Below are 15,442 nucleotides of genomic sequence, written 5' to 3'. Positions count from 1 at the left end.
ACGTAGAAGCCCTGGATGTAGTACGCCGCATTCGACTGGTCACCGGAGATGACATCGTCGGCGGGATCGTAGACGTCGTCCTTGGCCTTAAGGTACAGCCCCTGGATGTACAGGTTGCCCTGCTCGACCTGGAAGTCGATTCCGGTGCGGCTGTAGTCCACCGCGGTGGCGGAGTTGCCCGACCCAACATCGTCAAGGATATTGATCGAACCATCCCCGTTCGAATCCCAAAGGTACGAGAAGGTATCCCCACCTCGTGACCCGTCAAGGTAGAAGCCGCCGATGGTGAACCAGGGGAAGTCATAGGCGAGCCGGATCGCCGCATCCTTCTCGTCGGCTCCCATCGGGTCCTTCGTTCCGGACGCAATGGTCGCACTGTAGAAGAACCCGCTCTTGCGCCCGTAGAGGGTGACGAACGGCGTTCCCTTGCGGAGCTTCTCGCCGATGACGAAACCGGCGTCCAGCGGCGCCTTGTGGTCGCGAGTCATCCGCCGGCCGCCGTCGGCGAGGGTCTGGTACGGGTCGGCCCAGAAGAGAGATCCGGTGCCGCCGACGATGTTCACCTCCTGGCGCGGATGCCAACCGCCGACGACGGTCTCCAGAGCGACGTTGAAGTCGGTCTCGTCCTCGGCCTCGGCTTCCACCCAGAACGAGAAGTCGTTGCCCGCGTTTCCGGCGAGCATCAGCTCGACCTCGTGTCCGGGCTCGAGCTTCCAGCGATCGCTCGTGTCCTTCTTGTCGTACAGGTACCCCTTGATGCGGCCGGTGAGGAAGTTACCCGCTTCGAGGAAGAGGTTGTCGTCGACCTTCTTCATCGCGTCGGGAGCCGCAGTCCCGGGCTCGAGACGGTAGCCGTTCTCCTTGAACTTCCGGCCGTAGTCGTTGAGCGTCGGCCACGCCGAGTGGCAGGCCGTGCACGACAGGTCGTACTTCCGGGCGAACGCCGGAATCGCTTGCGCCGCCGGCCAGCTCGAGGCCACCACCGCGAGCACCGCCAGCACGATCCACGGCTTCCTGCCGAAGGTTGGGTGCATGAGATCCGTCCTCCTCTTGCCGGCCCGGCTGCCGCGCGCAGGCGGCGCCGGACGGCTGCTCGGGATCCGGAGGAGACCGCCGGCCGGCGGTCCCCCACCTCCTCGCCAAGATGGGGCGTCGCCGCTCTGGGGGACACCCCCGTCGGCCCGGGCCGGGCCGCCCTGGGCCATTTGGACTGCCGGAGGCGTACCTTTATGGTAATTTACGAATAAATGCAACCGAGTTCGGGGTACGCCCCGCGGCGCGTCACGAGCGGGCGAGACCCAGGGCCACCAGCAGGTTGGGAAGCAGGACGATCGCCGCAGCCATCGAGGTCCCGACACCGATCAGGAGCACCAGACCCAGGCTGGCGAGTCCCCGGTGGGACGCGAGCGCCAGGCTGCCGAAGCCGATCATCGTCGTCAGCGAGGCGATCAGGACGGCCCGTGCCGTGTGCCGCAGGACGGTCGTCATCCCGGCCTCCCCCTCGACGCCGAAGCGGTGGACGACGTGGACGCCGTTGTCGATCCCGACCCCCAGCACCAGGGGCAGGGCGACGAGGTTCGCGAGGTTGAAGTCGATACCGAGCAGGCGCATGAGCCCCAGGAGCCACACGACCCCCACCGCCAGGGGGATCATCGCCAGGATTGCCGGACGCGCGGCCCGGAAGTCGACGAGCAGGGTGAGGAGCACCACCGCGGCGCCCACGCCGAAGGCGAGGTCGAAACCCGAGGTGATCCGTTCGCTCATCCGCTGGAACATCCAGGGAAAACCGATCGTGCCCTCGGACACCCGGCGGCAGGCGTCGTTGAAAGCGGTCAGCGCGGAGGTATCGAAGATCTCGCCTGCGGGGTAGAGTCGGACGACGAACCGGCCGCTCCGCGTCACGAGCCGGCGCCGAAGTTCCGGGGGGAGATCCTCGGGGCCGGGAGGGGGGGCGGCCAGAGCCTGCCGGAGCCTCTCCAGGAGCCTGCCGGCCTGGCGCATCAGAGCCCGCTGGCCGCGCTCCCAGGCCGACCTCTCCGCATCCGTCGCCCGGGCCACCCTTTCCGCCAGCGCTGCCGCCTTCTCCCTCGCGCGGTCGAGGGCGCCGGCCACCTCGCCGAGACCGGCGACGAACGCCGCCTCCGCCGCTTGCTCCAGCGCACCTTCCAGATCGCGCAGGCCGGGTCCCAGCGGCGGCGGCGGGGCCGCCGCGTCGAGCGCCAGCCGGTCGATCCGCCGGGCGAGCTCGGCGGCCGCTGCGGCCGACGCCTCCGGGTCTTCGGGCAGCAGGTCCAGGACCGACTCGACCCGCCCGATCGCCGGCTCGCTGGCCGCCACACGCCGGATCCGGGCCACGTCGGCCAGATCGTCAGCGACCACCACGTTGAACAGGGGAGCCAGCTCCGGGTGCCGAAACAGGCGCATGAGATAACGGCGCGACTCCGCGCCGGCCGGAAGCATGCCGGCCACGTCGAGATCGAACCGCAGCCCGAACGCCGACCACCCGGCCAGCGCCGTCAACACCGCGGCCGTCGCCACGACAGCCCTCGGGTACCGGCAGACGCGGGCTGCCGCCGCCTCCACCCACAGGCGATCGACGGCCGCCACACCCCGCGCGTCCGGCCGCGGGGGCCTCACGCGGGCCCACAACACCAACAGCGCCGGCAACGTCGCGAGGACCGCCGCCAGGCAGAGGAGCACGCCCACCCCGGCCACCAGCCCCATCTCGGCGAAGCCGCGGAAGTCCATCAGGAGAATCGCGAAGAACGCCCCGGCCGTGGTGACGGCGGACACGACGACCGCCCTCCCCGTGGTGCGGAAGGCGCGGCGGACGGCGGAAGCGGGTGGAAGGCCTGCCCCGATCTGCAACTCGAATTCGGCGACAGGGTGGATCGCGTACGCGATCCCGACACCGATGAGCGTGGACAGGAACGAGGAGGTCACCATGTTCAGGTAGCCGAGCTCGAGCCTGACCGCTCCCCACGACCAGACGACGCCGATCCCGAGGGCGGCGACGGCGAGAAGAGCGTGCGAGCGCCACCGGAACGCCAGCAGTGCGAGCAGCGTCACTCCAGCGAGCGCGACGCCGGTGGTGCGCAGGGTGTCCCTTCGGACCGCCTCCATCTCCTCGACGACCAGCGCCGGATTCCCGGTGAGGGCGACGTGGACCTCGGGGTGTGCCTGCTCGACGAGCCCGGCGTGGTAGCGGACGGCGCCCACGAAGCGCCGCAGCGAGGGGAGAGCGTCGTCCGGATCGGACGGCGTGACGATCGCGAGCACCATCGGCGGGTCGGCCGACCCGAGGTACCCGCCCGCCACGGTTCCGGGACGCCGTCCCGCGAGAGCACCCGCGAGGCGGCTCTCGCGCAATCCCTCCACGGCGCTGGTGGGATCGTCGAGAAAGCGGCGCTCCGCATCGAGAACCATCTCGAGCCAGGAGAGATCCTCCGCCCTCGCCGCCCCCGCCGCGGCGGCCGCCGCCGGATCGGCCATGCGGGCGGCCAGGGTGCGCGCGACGAGGGCGTTGAGGTCACCGATGCCCCGGATCCGCACGCGGCCGCCCGCGAGCGCGTCGATCGTGGCTGCGGCGCGGCGGAGATCGTCCGGAGGGGCCAGGTACGGGAGATGGTCCAGGAGCCACCCGGTGTCGACGCGGTGGAACACCCCGGCCACGGCGGGCTCCCGGCCGAGCCTCTCCGCCAGCTCGTCGGCGGCCTCCTTCAGGGCGGCAAGCCCGGCCTGGTCCGCGGCCGGCTCGAGAACGGCGATCAACGGCTGCTCGCCGTCGAACTCCCGCTTCAGCTCCTCGGCGATCCGATGGCTGCGGTCGTCCTCGGGAACCAGCTCGCTTCGCGCCGTCCGCATCTCAACGCCGGCACCCAACCACACCGCGACGGCCGCCAGCAGGCCGGCGGCCAGGAGCACGCGCCCCGGCCGGCGGACCGCCACCTCGACGAGCGTGCGGAGCCCGGGGACCTCGCGCCTTGTCGTTTCGCCGTGCGGCACGTTCCGGTCAGTGGATCTTCTTCAGGTGGCGGAGAAAATCGGTATCGGTCGACAGGATCAGCCGCGTGTCCCTGCCGAGCGCCTTCTGCCACGCTTCGAGCGACCGCATGAAAGCGTAGAACTCCCGGTCCCTGCTGTAGGCAGCCGCGTAGATCCGGGTCGCCTCCGCATCGGCCTTCCCCATGATCTCCTGGCTGGTCTTGTAGGCCTCGGAACGGATCTTCCGCAGTTCGCGCTCCATCTGCCCGCGGATCTCCGCGCTCTTGCCCTGGCCCTCCGAGCGGTACTGCTCGGCGATCCGGTTGCGCTCGGAGATCATCCTCTCGTAGACCTTCCGGCGCACCGATTCGACATAGTCGATCCTTTTGAACCTCACGTCCACCAATTCGATGCCGTAGGCGGGCGTGATCTTCGCCGCGCGCTCGAGGATCTCCTGCTCCAGGGCTGCCCGGCCGGCCTCGATGCGCACCGTCTCCTGAGCCGGGTTCGTGGTGGTGATCTCCTGCGACACCTCGAATGGACGGTTCGAGGAGCGCACCGCCTCGATCAGGTCGTAGGCGGCGATCACGTTACGGGTCTGGCCGTCGATGATGTCGTCGAGGCGCGTCTGCGCGCCCTGCTGGTTCCGCACCGCCTGGAAGAACTTCAGCGGATCCTTGATCCGCCACCGCGCATAGGTGTCGACCCAGATGTACTTCTTGTCCTTCGTCGGTATCTGGTTGGCGTCCCCGTCCCAGGCGATCCAGCGCTTGTCGAACCGGTTGACCTTCTGGATGAAGGGCACCTTGAACCACAAGCCGGGCTCGGTGATCGGTTTCCCGACGGGCTTGCCGAACTGGGTCACGATGACCTGCTCCGTCTCGTCGACCACGAACGTGGCGGAGGCCAGGGTCACGAGGAGGACCAGCGCCGCCCCTGCCGCAACCAGCCGCTTCATCGTCCTCCCTCCGCGGGACGTGCTGCCAGGGCCTCGCCGTGAAGCCCGAGCAGTGGAACGAGATTGGGAAGATTTCCGTCGATGACCACCTTGTCCCCGAGGCGGGGCAGCAGCTCCTCGACGGTTTCGAGGTAGAGCCGCGTGCGCGTGACCTCGGGGGCCTTCCGGTACTCCTCGTAGACGGAGAGGAAGCGGGCCGCCTCGCCCTTCGCATTGTTGACACGCTCGAGCGCGTAACCCTCAGCGCGGCGGATCTGCTCCTCGGCCTCGCCCCTCGCCTTGGGTACGGCGCGGTTGTACTCCGCCCAGGCCTGGTTGACGAGCCGCTCCCTCTCTTGGAGGGCCTCGTTGACCTTGTTGAACGACGGTTTGACCGGATCCGGAGGGTTGACGTCTTGTAGCACGAGCTGCTCGACGCTGATCCCGATCTCGTAGCGATCACACAGCTCCTGGAGGAGCCTCCTCGCCTCCGAAGCCACTTCGGCGCGGCCGATGGTGAGCACCTCGTCGACGCTACGATCGCCGACCACCTGCCGCATGACGGCCTCCGACATGTCGCGGAAGGTGGTCACCGGGTCCCGCACCTTGAACAGGAACTTGTAGGGGTCGCGGATCTTGTACTGAACGACCCACTCCACGTCGGCGACGTTCAGATCGCCGGTCAGCATGAGCGATTCGTGCTCGTAGCCCTTCTTCTCGTACTCGGTGCGGACCCCCGGCCGCCGCGTCCGGAAACCGAACTCCTCCTTGAGCTGCCGCTGGGTCGGAAGCTTGTAGACCCTGTCGACGAACGGGATCTTGAAATTGAGGCCGGGCTCGTGAACCTCCCCCGTCCACTTGCCGAATCGGAGGACGATGGCCTCCTCCTCGGGCTGGACCTGGTAGACGCTCTGGCTCAGGGCCACCAGGAGCGCCAGCGCCACCGCCGCCCAGACCACCCAGCTCGCCTTCACGCGCGGGACGGGGGGGAGGGTGACCTCCGGGGGCCGCGGCCAGTCGGGATTCCGGTCCATGTCTCCCTCCGTCCGCCGAAAGACCGGCGCCCCGGCAGGATAGCGCGGCGGCCGCGCCGCCGCCGGGACCCGGGGAGGTCGGCGGCCTACAGGGCGGGGCCGGTTGGCCCGCGCGGCGGCGAAACCTAGATTTGACCCGTGTCAGCCCGCCCCGGCGCCGGCCGGCGGCCTGAGGCGGGGCAGGAGACGACCGTGCGCACCGAGAGAGGTTCCGGACGGCTGGGCCTTTTCATCTGGATCTTGATGATGGCCGCCGGGATCTTCGTCGCGTCCCGGACGATTCCCGTGCGGATCGCCGTGATGAAGCTTCACGACTTCGCCGACGAACAGACGCGCTACGTCGCCGTCACGCACCGCGGGGGCGAGCAGCGGCTCATCAAGGAAGTGCTGGACAAGGCCCACGAGCTGGGGATCCCACTCGAGCGCAAACAGCTCCGCTTCGAGAATCTCAAGAACGTCGTGCGCCTGCACATGACCCACGACGTGTCGATCGACCTCGAGTTCTACACCTGGACCTGGCACTACGACAAGACGTTCGAGCACATCAAGCTCTGACCGGATCCCCGCCGCCCGTTTCCTCCGGCGTCCGACCGGCGACCACCTGGCCCGCGGCGACGACCGCGTGGATCCGCGCCGAACCGAGCGCGTAGAGGAGGTCTCGCCGGTGCTCAGCGTCGAGCACGAGCAGATCGCACCGCTTGCCGGGCTCGATCGTTCCGGCCTCGCCGCCGACCCCGGCGGCAGCGGCCGCGTTCCGCGTCGCCGCCACGATCGCCTCGTCCACCGTGAGCCCGCACAACAGGCAGCCGAGCTGCATCACCAGCGGCAGTGACTCGCACGGACACGTTCCGGGATTGAGGTCGGTGGCGAGCGCCACCGGGACGCCGAGGTCGATCATCTCCCGGGCACGCGCGTAGCGGTTCATCCGGAGGAACAGGCTCGCTCCCGGAATGAGCACGGCGATCGTTCCCGCGGCCGCGAGGGCGCGCAGGCCTTCCGTCGAGGCGTGCTCGAGGTGGTCCGCGCTCGCCGCCTCGTGGTCGGCCGCGAGGCGGGCGGCGCCGTCGTCGGCGAGCTGATCGGCGTGAACCTTCACAGCGAGCCCGAGCTGGCGCGCGCGCCCGAGCACTTTCGCGGCCTCGTCGAGGCTGAAGGCGTGCTCGTCGACGAACACGTCGGCGAACCGCGCGAGACCCTCGTCGACCACCGCGGGGAGCATCTCCTCGCAGACCTCTTCCACGTAGCGGCGGCGGGACGCTTCCGATCGCCGGGCCTCGAGGGGAAACGTGTGGGCGCCGAGAAACGTCGGAACGACGCGGTAGGGCCGGCGGCGGGCGGCCTCGCGCACCACCCTCAGGATCTTCAGCTCCGCCTCGGTCGACAAACCGTAGCCGCTCTTCACCTCGATGGTGGTCGCGCCCCTCGCCGCGAGCCGGTCGAGCCTGGCGAGCGCGAGCTCGAGGAGCGTCGCCTCGTCGGCCCGGCGGGTGGCGGCCACGGTCCGGAGGATGCCGCCGCCGCGGGCGGCGATCTCGGAGTAGGTGGCCCCGGCCAGGCGCTGTTCGAACTCGTCGGCGCGGTTCCCCGCCCAAACGAGGTGCGTGTGCGGATCGACCAGCCCCGGCAGGACCGCCCTTCCGCCGACGTCGAGGCGCGTCGCCCCGGGCAGCGCCGTGACGGACGCCGGCAGGTCGCGCTCGGGTCCCACCCAGACGATTCGGCCCCGGCGCGCGGCCACCGCGCCCCTGGGGACCACTGCGGCCGCGCCCTGCTCCGCGCCGCGCGCCGGGCCCCGGCCGGCGCAGGTCACGAGCTCGGAGATCCCGGTGACGAGCAGATCGGCCTCGGCGCGGGCCGGCCGCGGGTCAGTCATGACTCTCCGAGGGCCCCGGCGGGCGCGTGGTCCGTGCCCGCAGGCGCTCGACGATCCCCGCCTCCTGACGTCTGACCTCCAAGAGCCGGCGGTGCTCGTCGATCAGCGCGTTCAGGCGGTTTTCGAACGTCTCGCGCTCGATCTTCATCCTGATGATCTGCTGCTCGATGCGGACCATCTCCTGGCGCGTTTGCTCCAGGAGCTGCTCGGCCCGCCGCCGGGCGTCGGCCATGATGCGCTCCGCTTCCCGCTGCGCCTGCGCCTTCCTCTCCTCGGCCAAGCGCTCGGCGCTGGCCAGCGCCTCGACGAGCGTGCGTTCGCGGCTCCGGAACTCCTCCAGTTCGCGGAGGAGCGCCTCCCGCGCCCGCTGCAGTTCCTCCCGCTCCAGGTTCGCCTGGGAGAGCGCATCCGCACACGCGCGGAGAAAGCTCTCCACCTCGTGCCGGTTGTAGCCGAGCAGTTCCCGTCGGAAGCGCTTCGATTCGATGTCGAGCGGGGTGAGCGGCATCGGCGTCCCCTCCGAGGTTCCCTCTGGGCGAACCTTCGGAAAATATATGAGAGAGCGAGGACATGTAAAGACAGTCCCGGGAGCGGGCGGTGGGGCGGACGGGGTACGGTCAGCCGCGGCTCCGCAGCGGCCGGTAGAGGATGAACGTCATGTCGTCCGGCTTGGAGGGATGCCCCTCCGCGGGCCGGACCATCCGGGCCCGCCCTTCCTCGGCCAGCGACGCGGCCACGCGGGCCAGTTTCCCGGCGCGGATCCGCCCGATCAGCTCCGCCGTGGAAAAGTTGTCGGCGAGTCCGTCGCTTCCGACGAGGAGCGTGTCCCTGGGCGCCAGCCACAGCGAAGAGCCGATCGTGATGTGCATGTCGGACGCCCCGATCATGTTGGACACGAAATGGCGCTGCTCGTGCGCCAGCGCCTCCGTCTCGTTCAGAAGTCCCGACTCCAACGCGTAGCCGACGGGGGAGTGGGCGACCGTTTGGAGCTTCAGGCGGCCGCGCTGGCCCGTCAGGAGCACGAAGGCGTCGCCGACGTGGTAGGGACGAAGCGTGCGTTCCCGAATCTGCGCCACGGCCAGGGTCGCACCGGCGCCCGGCGCGCGCTCGAGTATCGTCCGGTTCGCGTTCTCGATCCCGTCCAGGACCGCCGTGCGGATCGGGCGCCCGTGCGCCAGGCCCGTGTCGAGCGAGGCGCGGAGGGCCTCGACCGCGATCCGCGCGGCATCGGCGCCGTTCGGCCGCCCGCCCATCCCGTCGGCGACCACCAGGACGCAGGCGTCGGGACCGTACGGGATGACGGCCGCCGCGTCCTCGTTGGGGCCTTCCCGCTCGGGGGAGCGGTGCGTGAACACCGCCACTTCGCCCCCGGCAACCGGTACGAGGACCGGTTCCGGCAGGTCCACCGAAGCGAAGATCCGCGACTGCCGCGCCGCGGTGATGAGGCCGCCCGCCATCCGTCTCCTCTCCGGGGATCATAGTCCCCGGGGGGGCGCCGCGGCGCGCCGGCGCCTTCAATCGACTGAAAAACAAAGGCCTTAGCCGGGCGCGCTTCGCTCATGGAGACGGGCGTGGTCCGAAGATCGCCGTTCCGACCCGGACGATCGTCGCCCCTTCCTCGATGGCCACCTCGAAATCGTGGGACATGCCCATCGAGAGGTGAACGAGCTCGATGGGGCCCCCGCGGCGGGGCCGCTCCGCTTCGGCGAGCCGGCGAAGGGCGCGGAACCAGGAACGTGAAGCTTCGGGATCCTCCTCGAACGGGGGAACCGCCATCAGGCCCCGCACGCGGATGCCCTCGGCCCGCTCGAGACGATCGAGGAGTCCTGGAAGCTCCCGGGGCGACACGCCGCTCTTCGTCGGCTCGGCGGCGAGGTTCACCTCCACGAGCGTCTCGACCGGGCGGCCGCGCTCGCGGCCCAGCCGGTCGAGCGTCTCCGCCAGCCGGAGCGAGTCGAGCGACTGGATCATGCTGAACAGGCCGACCGCCTTGCGCGCCTTGTTCCGCTGCAGATGCCCGATGAGATGCCAGGTCGGGCCGGGCACCTTCGGGATCTTGGCCGCCGCCTCCTGGACGCGGTTCTCCCCGAAGATCCGAAGACCGGCGGCGTACGCCTCGGCGATGACCTCGGCTGGAACCGTCTTCGTCACCGCCACGAGCTGCACCTCCGCCGGATCGCGGCCCGCCCGCCGTGCAGCTTCCGCGATCTTCTCCCGTACGGCGTCGATGCGGCCGGCGAGGGTCACGGGCGCTCGACCTCCCTCTCCCCGGACTCGCGGGTGTCCATCGCCCGGTTGGCCAAGGCGTCGGCGTCCGCGTTCTCCGACCGGCCCACGTGCTCGATCTCGAACCGGGCGAATCGCGCGGCGAGTTCCTGGACCCGCGCGGCGAGGTCCTTGAGGTGCGGCTGCCGGATCTTGTACCGCCCGGTGACCTGGCGCTGCACCAGCTCGCTGTCGGTGTGGACCGTCAGCTCCTGCGCGCCGAGTTCGAGAGCCGACTCGAGCGCTGCGATCAGCCCGCGGTACTCGGCCACGTTGTTCGTGGCGCGACCGAGGTAACCCCACCGCTCCCTGAGCCGCCGGCCGCGCGAATCGGTGATGATGACGCCGTACCCGGCCGGTCCCGGGTTCCCGCGCGCGCCACCGTCGATCCAGGCTTCGAGCTTCACGGGGGTGCGGCGGCGTTCCGGCTCACGAGAGCCCGGAGCGCGCCGGCGGGCCGGCGACACCGTCACCCGGTTCGCCGGGAGGCGCGGCGCCCTCACCCTTCGACGGGCCCGCGTCGTCCATCGCGGCGGGCACATAGAGAATGCGACGGCAGGAATCGCACGTGACGAGGTCCTCGCCGCGCCGCGCGAGGTTGATCACCTGGGGCCGCAGCCGCACGTGGCACGCGCTGCACGCGCTGTTCTCGATCGCCGCCATCGCCACGCCGTCGCGCGCTTTGAACACGATCTCGAACCGACGGAGGTAGAGGGGATCGAGCCGCCGGGTGATCTCTTGGCGTTCCCGATCGAGCTCCCCCAGGCGGCGGGCGGCCTCGGCCAGCTCCTCTTCCAGCGCTTTGCGGTCGGCGTCCGTCTTCTCCCGCTCCACTCGGATATGCTCGTCGGCTTCCGCCGCGGGGCCGGCGAGCGACTCGATTTCCTCCTCCGCAGCCGCGATCTTCTCCTCGAGGCCGGCCAGGGCGGCTTTGTTGATGTCGATCTCGTTGAGGGCGGCGCTGTACTCCCGCTGGTTCGTCACCCGCATGAGCTTCTGCTGGGCGCGCTCGAGCCTCTCCATGACCTCCTGCCGCTGCCGGAACAGGCCGGTCCTCTCCTCCGTGAGCTCCTCGTGACGGAGTCTCGCCGCCCCGATCTCCTCGACCCGCTGCCGGAACCGTTCCTCGAGCTCCTCGAGCCGGGCCGGGGCCTCCTGGCGCATCTGCTCCAGACGACGCATTTCGAGCGCGATCCGCTGCAACTGCACCAGGAGCCTGATATTCTCGTTCAAGGCGATCTCCCTCCGAGATCTGGCAGGTCCCGCCCGGCTGGTGGGCCCACCAGGGCTCGAACCTGGGACCAGCTGATTATGAGTCAGCCGCTCTGACCATCTGAGCTATGGGCCCCAAACCAAATAGGCTAGCACACGGGCTCCCCGTCTTCCGGTGGGCCGGAGCGCTCTGCCTCCTGCCGCTCGCGGCGGCCGGCGCCCCCGGCGGGGAGGGGACCGTCGAGCGCGTCCACCGCGTCCAGGTGGACGTCTCCGTGATCGATCCGCGCGGTGACGACTGGGCGTCGGTGCCGCACCTGCCGCGCGACGCGTTCGAGATCAGGATCGACGGGGAGCCGCTCAGCCCGCAGATCGCGGCTCGCACCGAGTTCGACGAGATCTGCCCCGATGCGGAGCGAACCGGTCCGGCGCTGCTCGCCGATCCGCGGCCGACCCTCGTGGTCCTCGCCGACCTCAATTTCCTCGACGCGAGGGCGCGGCACGCGGTGGCACGGGCTTTGGATGACCTGGCGGACATCGCGGCTGCCCGGCCGATACGCGTGAAGGTCCTCGCTTTCGGCCACCGCGTGACGGCGCTGACTCCGTCCTTCACCTCCGATCCCGAGGTCATCAGGAGCGCGGCGGACGATCTCCGCAGGACGGTCGGTTCCGGACCGCCTCTCATCCCCAGGGATCCCCCGACGGCCACGTTCTCCCCCCCGCGCCCCGAGCTGTCGGCGCCGGTGGACGTCGTCGAGCCGGCCCCACCCGATCCGGAACGCCTCCGGCCGCCGTTCGCCGTCGCCGCACCGCAGCTCGGCGCGGTGACGGCCAGCGGCCCGCGCGGCCCGCGCGAGCCGATCTCCCCCGACCGGGAGCTGGCTGAGCGGAGCGACTTCGACCCGCGCCCCTCGCTGGCCGCGATCGAGTCCGTGCTGCTCTCCCATGCCGGAGAACCGGGGCGGAAGGCGCTCGTCCTGTTCACCAGCGACTGGTTCGATCTTCCGGATCGGCTCTGGCTGTCGGAGATGAGCGAGACGCTGCTCGCCGCGCAGAACGGCTTCACGGTGTGGACGGTGGACGCGCGCGGCCTCGCGGCCGCCGGCCACCGGCCGAGCGGTCTGTTGGGCCAGCTCGCGGCAGCGTCCGGCGGCGGCACGGTCCGCTCTGCGGGACGCCTTGCGGTGGCCTTCGAGCGCGCCCTCAGCCAGCTCTCCTGCTACTACCTGTTCAGCATTCCCGCGGAACCTCCCGAGCGGGGCAGCGAGCGGCACAGCGTGACCGTGGCGCTGGACACGCGGCGTCACCCCGAGTACTGGGCGTACCGCGTCAAGAATCCGAACGGCTTCACGCTCCTCTCCCCCGCCCGCCACCGCGAGCGCCTCCGGCTGGCCGCCCTGATGGAGCCCGACGCCCATCGCTTTCCCGAGGTGCGCGTGAGCGCGTCCTATCCGGACGGGAAGAAGTGGGTGATGCCCGTCGAGTTCTCGGTGCTGCTCTCCGACCTCTCGTTCGAACCGACGGGGAAGGGTTTCGAGGCCCGCTTCGGCTGGGAGGGCATCGTCACCGACGAGGAAGGGCGCACGCGCTGCCGGCTCGGGGACGGCCGGGTGCGCCGCGTGCGCGTCGCCTCGCCTCCCGCACGCCATCCGCCCACGATGCTCGTGGTGCGCACGGCATGCCCGCTCGGCGGACCCGGACTTCTCGACGTCCGGGTGGTCGTCGAAGATATCGTCTCCGGCGAGATCGGTGCCGGGACATCGTTCGTCGATGTGCCGGAACCCGGCGGAGGCCTGGCCCGCTTCTCGCCGCTCCGCCTCGGTGTCGCCTCCGGCCGCGATTTCCTCGTCGCCCTTCCGCTGCCCGCGGCCGACGTACCGCGCGACGAGGCGCGGGCGGCATTCGTGCCGCTACGCCCGGGAGAAGCGGTGCTGACGACCGACCGCCTCGCCGCGCGCTTCGTCGCTTGTGGCCAAGAGCCGCCACCGCGGGTCGTGCTCTATCGGCGCTCCAGCGGCGCGGCCACTCCGAAGGTCGAGGCCCTGTACCAGCTGCTGACCGCGGCGCGCGGCGCGGTCTCGCGGGGCGGCACCGTCTGCCGCGAGTACGAGGCGGTCGTCCCGGAAAAGACGCTGGGGCCCGGCCGCTACGGGCTGGCCATCCTGGATCGCCGGCGCCGAATCCCCTCCCGCGCCGCTCTCGAGTCCCTTCTCGCGGCCGGGGAGGCGGAGGCGAGGGCCGAATTCCGCGTGGCTCCGGCTCCGCAGTTTCTCCCGCCCGGCGACCACGCCGGCCGCCGGCCGGAAGCGGACGCGCCGCTTCTCACGCGCCGGCCGGCGGGCGCGGTCCGCGAGTCACGAACGGCAGGAGAAGCCGAGCCCGCGCCGGCTGCCTGAGCTTCCGCAGGGCTTTCGATTCGATTTGCCGGATCCTCTCGCGGGTGACATCGAAGGAGGTGCCCACCTCCTCGAGCGTGTGCTCGCTGCCGTCTTCGACGCCGAAACGCAGCTTGAGGACCTTCTCCTCCCTCGGTGTCAACGTCTTCAGCACGCTGTTCGTCTGCTCCCGGAGGTTCATCCGGACGACGGCCTCGTCGGGGGACTGCGCCTTCTTGTCCTCGATGAAGTCCCCCAGATGCGAATCCTCGTCCTCGCCGATCGGGGTCTCCAGCGAAATCGGCTCCTGGGCGATCTTGAGCACCCGGCGGACCTTGCCCACCGGAACGCCCATCCTCTCGGCGATCTCCTCCGGGGTCGGTTCTCGTCCCAGCTCCTGCAACAGCGAGCGGGAGGTGCGAACGAGCTTGTTGATGGTCTCGATCATGTGGACCGGAATCCGGATCGTCCGCGCCTGGTCCGCGATCGCCCTCGTGATCGCCTGCCGGATCCACCACGTGGCGTATGTGGAGAACTTGTACCCGCGCTTGTACTCGAACTTGTCGACGGCCTTCATCAGGCCGATGTTCCCTTCCTGAATCAGGTCCAGGAACTGCAGCCCCCTGTTCGTGTACTTCTTCGCGATCGAGACCACGAGCCGCAGGTTGGCCTCGATGAGCTCACGCTTCGCCTGGGCCGCCTCCGCCTCGCCGCGCCGGATCTCCTCGGCGAGCTCCGCCACGTCGTCCGCCGACGCCCTGAACGTCGCCTCGATGAAGGCGACCTCGTCGCGGGCATCGGTGATCTTCTGCTGGAGCTCCCTGCGCGAGGCGGGGTCGCGCACGCCGCGGAGCCTCTGGCCGAGATCCTTCGCGGTACGCCGGTGCTTGCGCAGGTTCGCGGCCGCCCGTTTGACCTCCGCGGCCAGCTTCGCCACGTACCTCTGGGAGAGCTGCATGGCCTCCACCGTGGCGCAGACCTGCTGCTCGAGCCGTTCCACGCGGCGGAGACACTCCCGGTAGGCCCGGGACCCCGGCGTGAGGCGCTGCCGCCGCGACCACTCCTTCTCGAGTTCCTGGGCCTGGCGCCGGAGCTTCCGCAGCAGCTTGGTGGCGTGCGCCGTCTTCCGCGCGAGCACCTCCTCGCGCGCCAGGTTGGCCTCCCGCGCCCCGATCGTCCCGTCGTCGATGTCGAAGGCCTCCTCGACCAGCTTGGGAGCGATCTTCAGTCGGTCGTGAAGCCCGCAAATCTCCGCGAGACCGAACCGGCTCCTGGCGAGGGCGCGGAGCACCCGGAGCTCCCCGGCCTCGATACGCTTGGCGATCCTGACCTCCCCCTCGCGCGTGAGGAGAGGAACCGTTCCCATCTCGCGCAGATACATCCGCACGGGGTCATTGGTGCGTTCCGGCTCGGGCGGAACGAGGGCCTTCTTCGTCGTCTCGAGGCGGCGCTCCGCCGCGGGCTCCTCCAGCAGCGGGTCCTCCCCTTCCGCCTCGTCCGCATCGATGACGTCGACCTCGTGCGTTCGCAGAAGCTCGAACAGCTCCTCCATCTCCCCCCGATCGGCGATCAGCTCGTCCGGGAGGTGCTCCTTGATTTCCTCCCGCGTGATCGAGCCCTTCTCGCAGGCGAGCGCGAGCAGGGTGCCGACCTCCTCGTATTTCTCCTGGATCTTCACGGTTCCTCTCCCTCGCGCGTCCGGCGCGTCCGGACCTGGCGGGAACTGGAACGGCATGCGCAACCCCGCTCGAGGCTGCTCGGC

13 protein-coding genes and 1 tRNA gene are annotated in these 15,442 nt (G+C 70.3%); 2 read left to right on the top strand and 12 right to left on the bottom strand.

The annotated features are described in order from the left end of the window. The 4 genes from D6718_01445 to hflK form a co-directional block, all read right to left on the bottom strand. The coding region (locus tag D6718_01445) for a hypothetical protein (GenBank protein ID RMG48731.1) at positions 1–1,034 on the bottom strand (1,034 nt) is incomplete at its 3' end. Positions 1,035–1,281: 247 nt separating this feature from the next. Next, entirely contained in the window at positions 1,282–4,005 is a 2,724-nt protein-coding gene (locus tag D6718_01440) for a hypothetical protein (GenBank protein RMG48730.1), read from the bottom strand. A gap of 7 nt (positions 4,006–4,012) precedes the next feature. Continuing rightward, positions 4,013–4,942, bottom strand: a complete 930-nt coding sequence (gene hflC / locus D6718_01435) for a protease modulator HflC (GenBank protein ID RMG48729.1) — start codon at positions 4,940–4,942, stop codon at positions 4,013–4,015. Beyond that, the gene (hflK, locus tag D6718_01430; protein RMG48728.1) at positions 4,939–5,955 is read right to left on the bottom strand and encodes an FtsH protease activity modulator HflK; all 1,017 of its coding nucleotides are present in this window, start codon (positions 5,953–5,955) and stop codon (positions 4,939–4,941) included. The genes hflC and hflK overlap by 4 nt, the downstream gene beginning before the upstream one ends. A gap of 192 nt (positions 5,956–6,147) precedes the next feature. Between hflK and D6718_01425 the strand changes: the two genes are divergently transcribed. After that, positions 6,148–6,510 carry a hypothetical protein gene (locus D6718_01425; GenBank protein RMG48727.1) on the top strand — a complete coding sequence of 121 codons (363 nt, stop codon included), beginning with the start codon at positions 6,148–6,150 and terminating at the stop codon, positions 6,508–6,510. Here D6718_01425 and D6718_01420 read toward each other — a convergent pair. From D6718_01420 to D6718_01390, 7 genes are all read right to left on the bottom strand, one after another. Then, positions 6,500–7,828 carry an imidazolonepropionase gene (locus tag D6718_01420; GenBank protein ID RMG48726.1) on the bottom strand — a complete coding sequence of 443 codons (1,329 nt, stop codon included), beginning with the start codon at positions 7,826–7,828 and terminating at the stop codon, positions 6,500–6,502. The genes D6718_01425 and D6718_01420 overlap by 11 nt on opposite strands. Further along, a complete protein-coding gene (locus tag D6718_01415) occupies positions 7,821–8,336 on the bottom strand; it encodes a DivIVA domain-containing protein (protein RMG48725.1) in 516 nt (171 codons plus the stop codon). Before D6718_01415 ends, D6718_01420 begins: the two co-directional genes overlap by 8 nt. Positions 8,337–8,445: 109 nt before the next feature. Then, on the bottom strand, positions 8,446–9,285 hold the full coding sequence (locus tag D6718_01410; protein RMG48724.1) for a serine/threonine protein phosphatase: 840 nt from the start codon (positions 9,283–9,285) through the stop codon (positions 8,446–8,448). A 100-nt stretch (positions 9,286–9,385) separates the two neighbouring features. Next, positions 9,386–10,075 carry a YggS family pyridoxal phosphate-dependent enzyme gene (locus D6718_01405; protein RMG48723.1) on the bottom strand — a complete coding sequence of 230 codons (690 nt, stop codon included), beginning with the start codon at positions 10,073–10,075 and terminating at the stop codon, positions 9,386–9,388. Further along, positions 10,072–10,635, bottom strand: coding sequence for a reverse transcriptase-like protein (locus D6718_01400; protein ID RMG48735.1), 564 nt, complete (start codon positions 10,633–10,635; stop codon positions 10,072–10,074). The genes D6718_01405 and D6718_01400 overlap by 4 nt, the downstream gene beginning before the upstream one ends. Then, complete coding sequence (locus tag D6718_01395) at positions 10,523–11,326, bottom strand: hypothetical protein (protein RMG48722.1); 804 nt, start codon at positions 11,324–11,326, stop codon at positions 10,523–10,525. The genes D6718_01400 and D6718_01395 overlap by 113 nt, the downstream gene beginning before the upstream one ends. 38 nt (positions 11,327–11,364) lie before the next feature. Continuing rightward, positions 11,365–11,441: transfer RNA gene (locus tag D6718_01390), tRNA-Met, on the bottom strand. A gap of 127 nt (positions 11,442–11,568) precedes the next feature. Here D6718_01390 and D6718_01385 point away from each other — a divergent pair. Then, positions 11,569–13,701 carry a hypothetical protein gene (locus D6718_01385; protein RMG48721.1) on the top strand — a complete coding sequence of 711 codons (2,133 nt, stop codon included), beginning with the start codon at positions 11,569–11,571 and terminating at the stop codon, positions 13,699–13,701. Here D6718_01385 and rpoD read toward each other — a convergent pair. Further along, complete coding sequence (gene rpoD / locus D6718_01380; protein RMG48720.1) at positions 13,628–15,415, bottom strand: RNA polymerase sigma factor RpoD; 1,788 nt, start codon at positions 15,413–15,415, stop codon at positions 13,628–13,630. The genes D6718_01385 and rpoD overlap by 74 nt on opposite strands. Positions 15,416–15,442 lie beyond the last annotated feature (27 nt).

It is taken from the genome of Acidobacteriota bacterium (assembly GCA_003696075.1).
Taxonomy (GTDB): Bacteria; Acidobacteriota; Polarisedimenticolia; order J045; family J045; genus J045.
The sequence above is the reverse complement of the archived record's forward strand: the minus strand, read 5'-3'. Positions and strand labels throughout refer to the sequence as shown.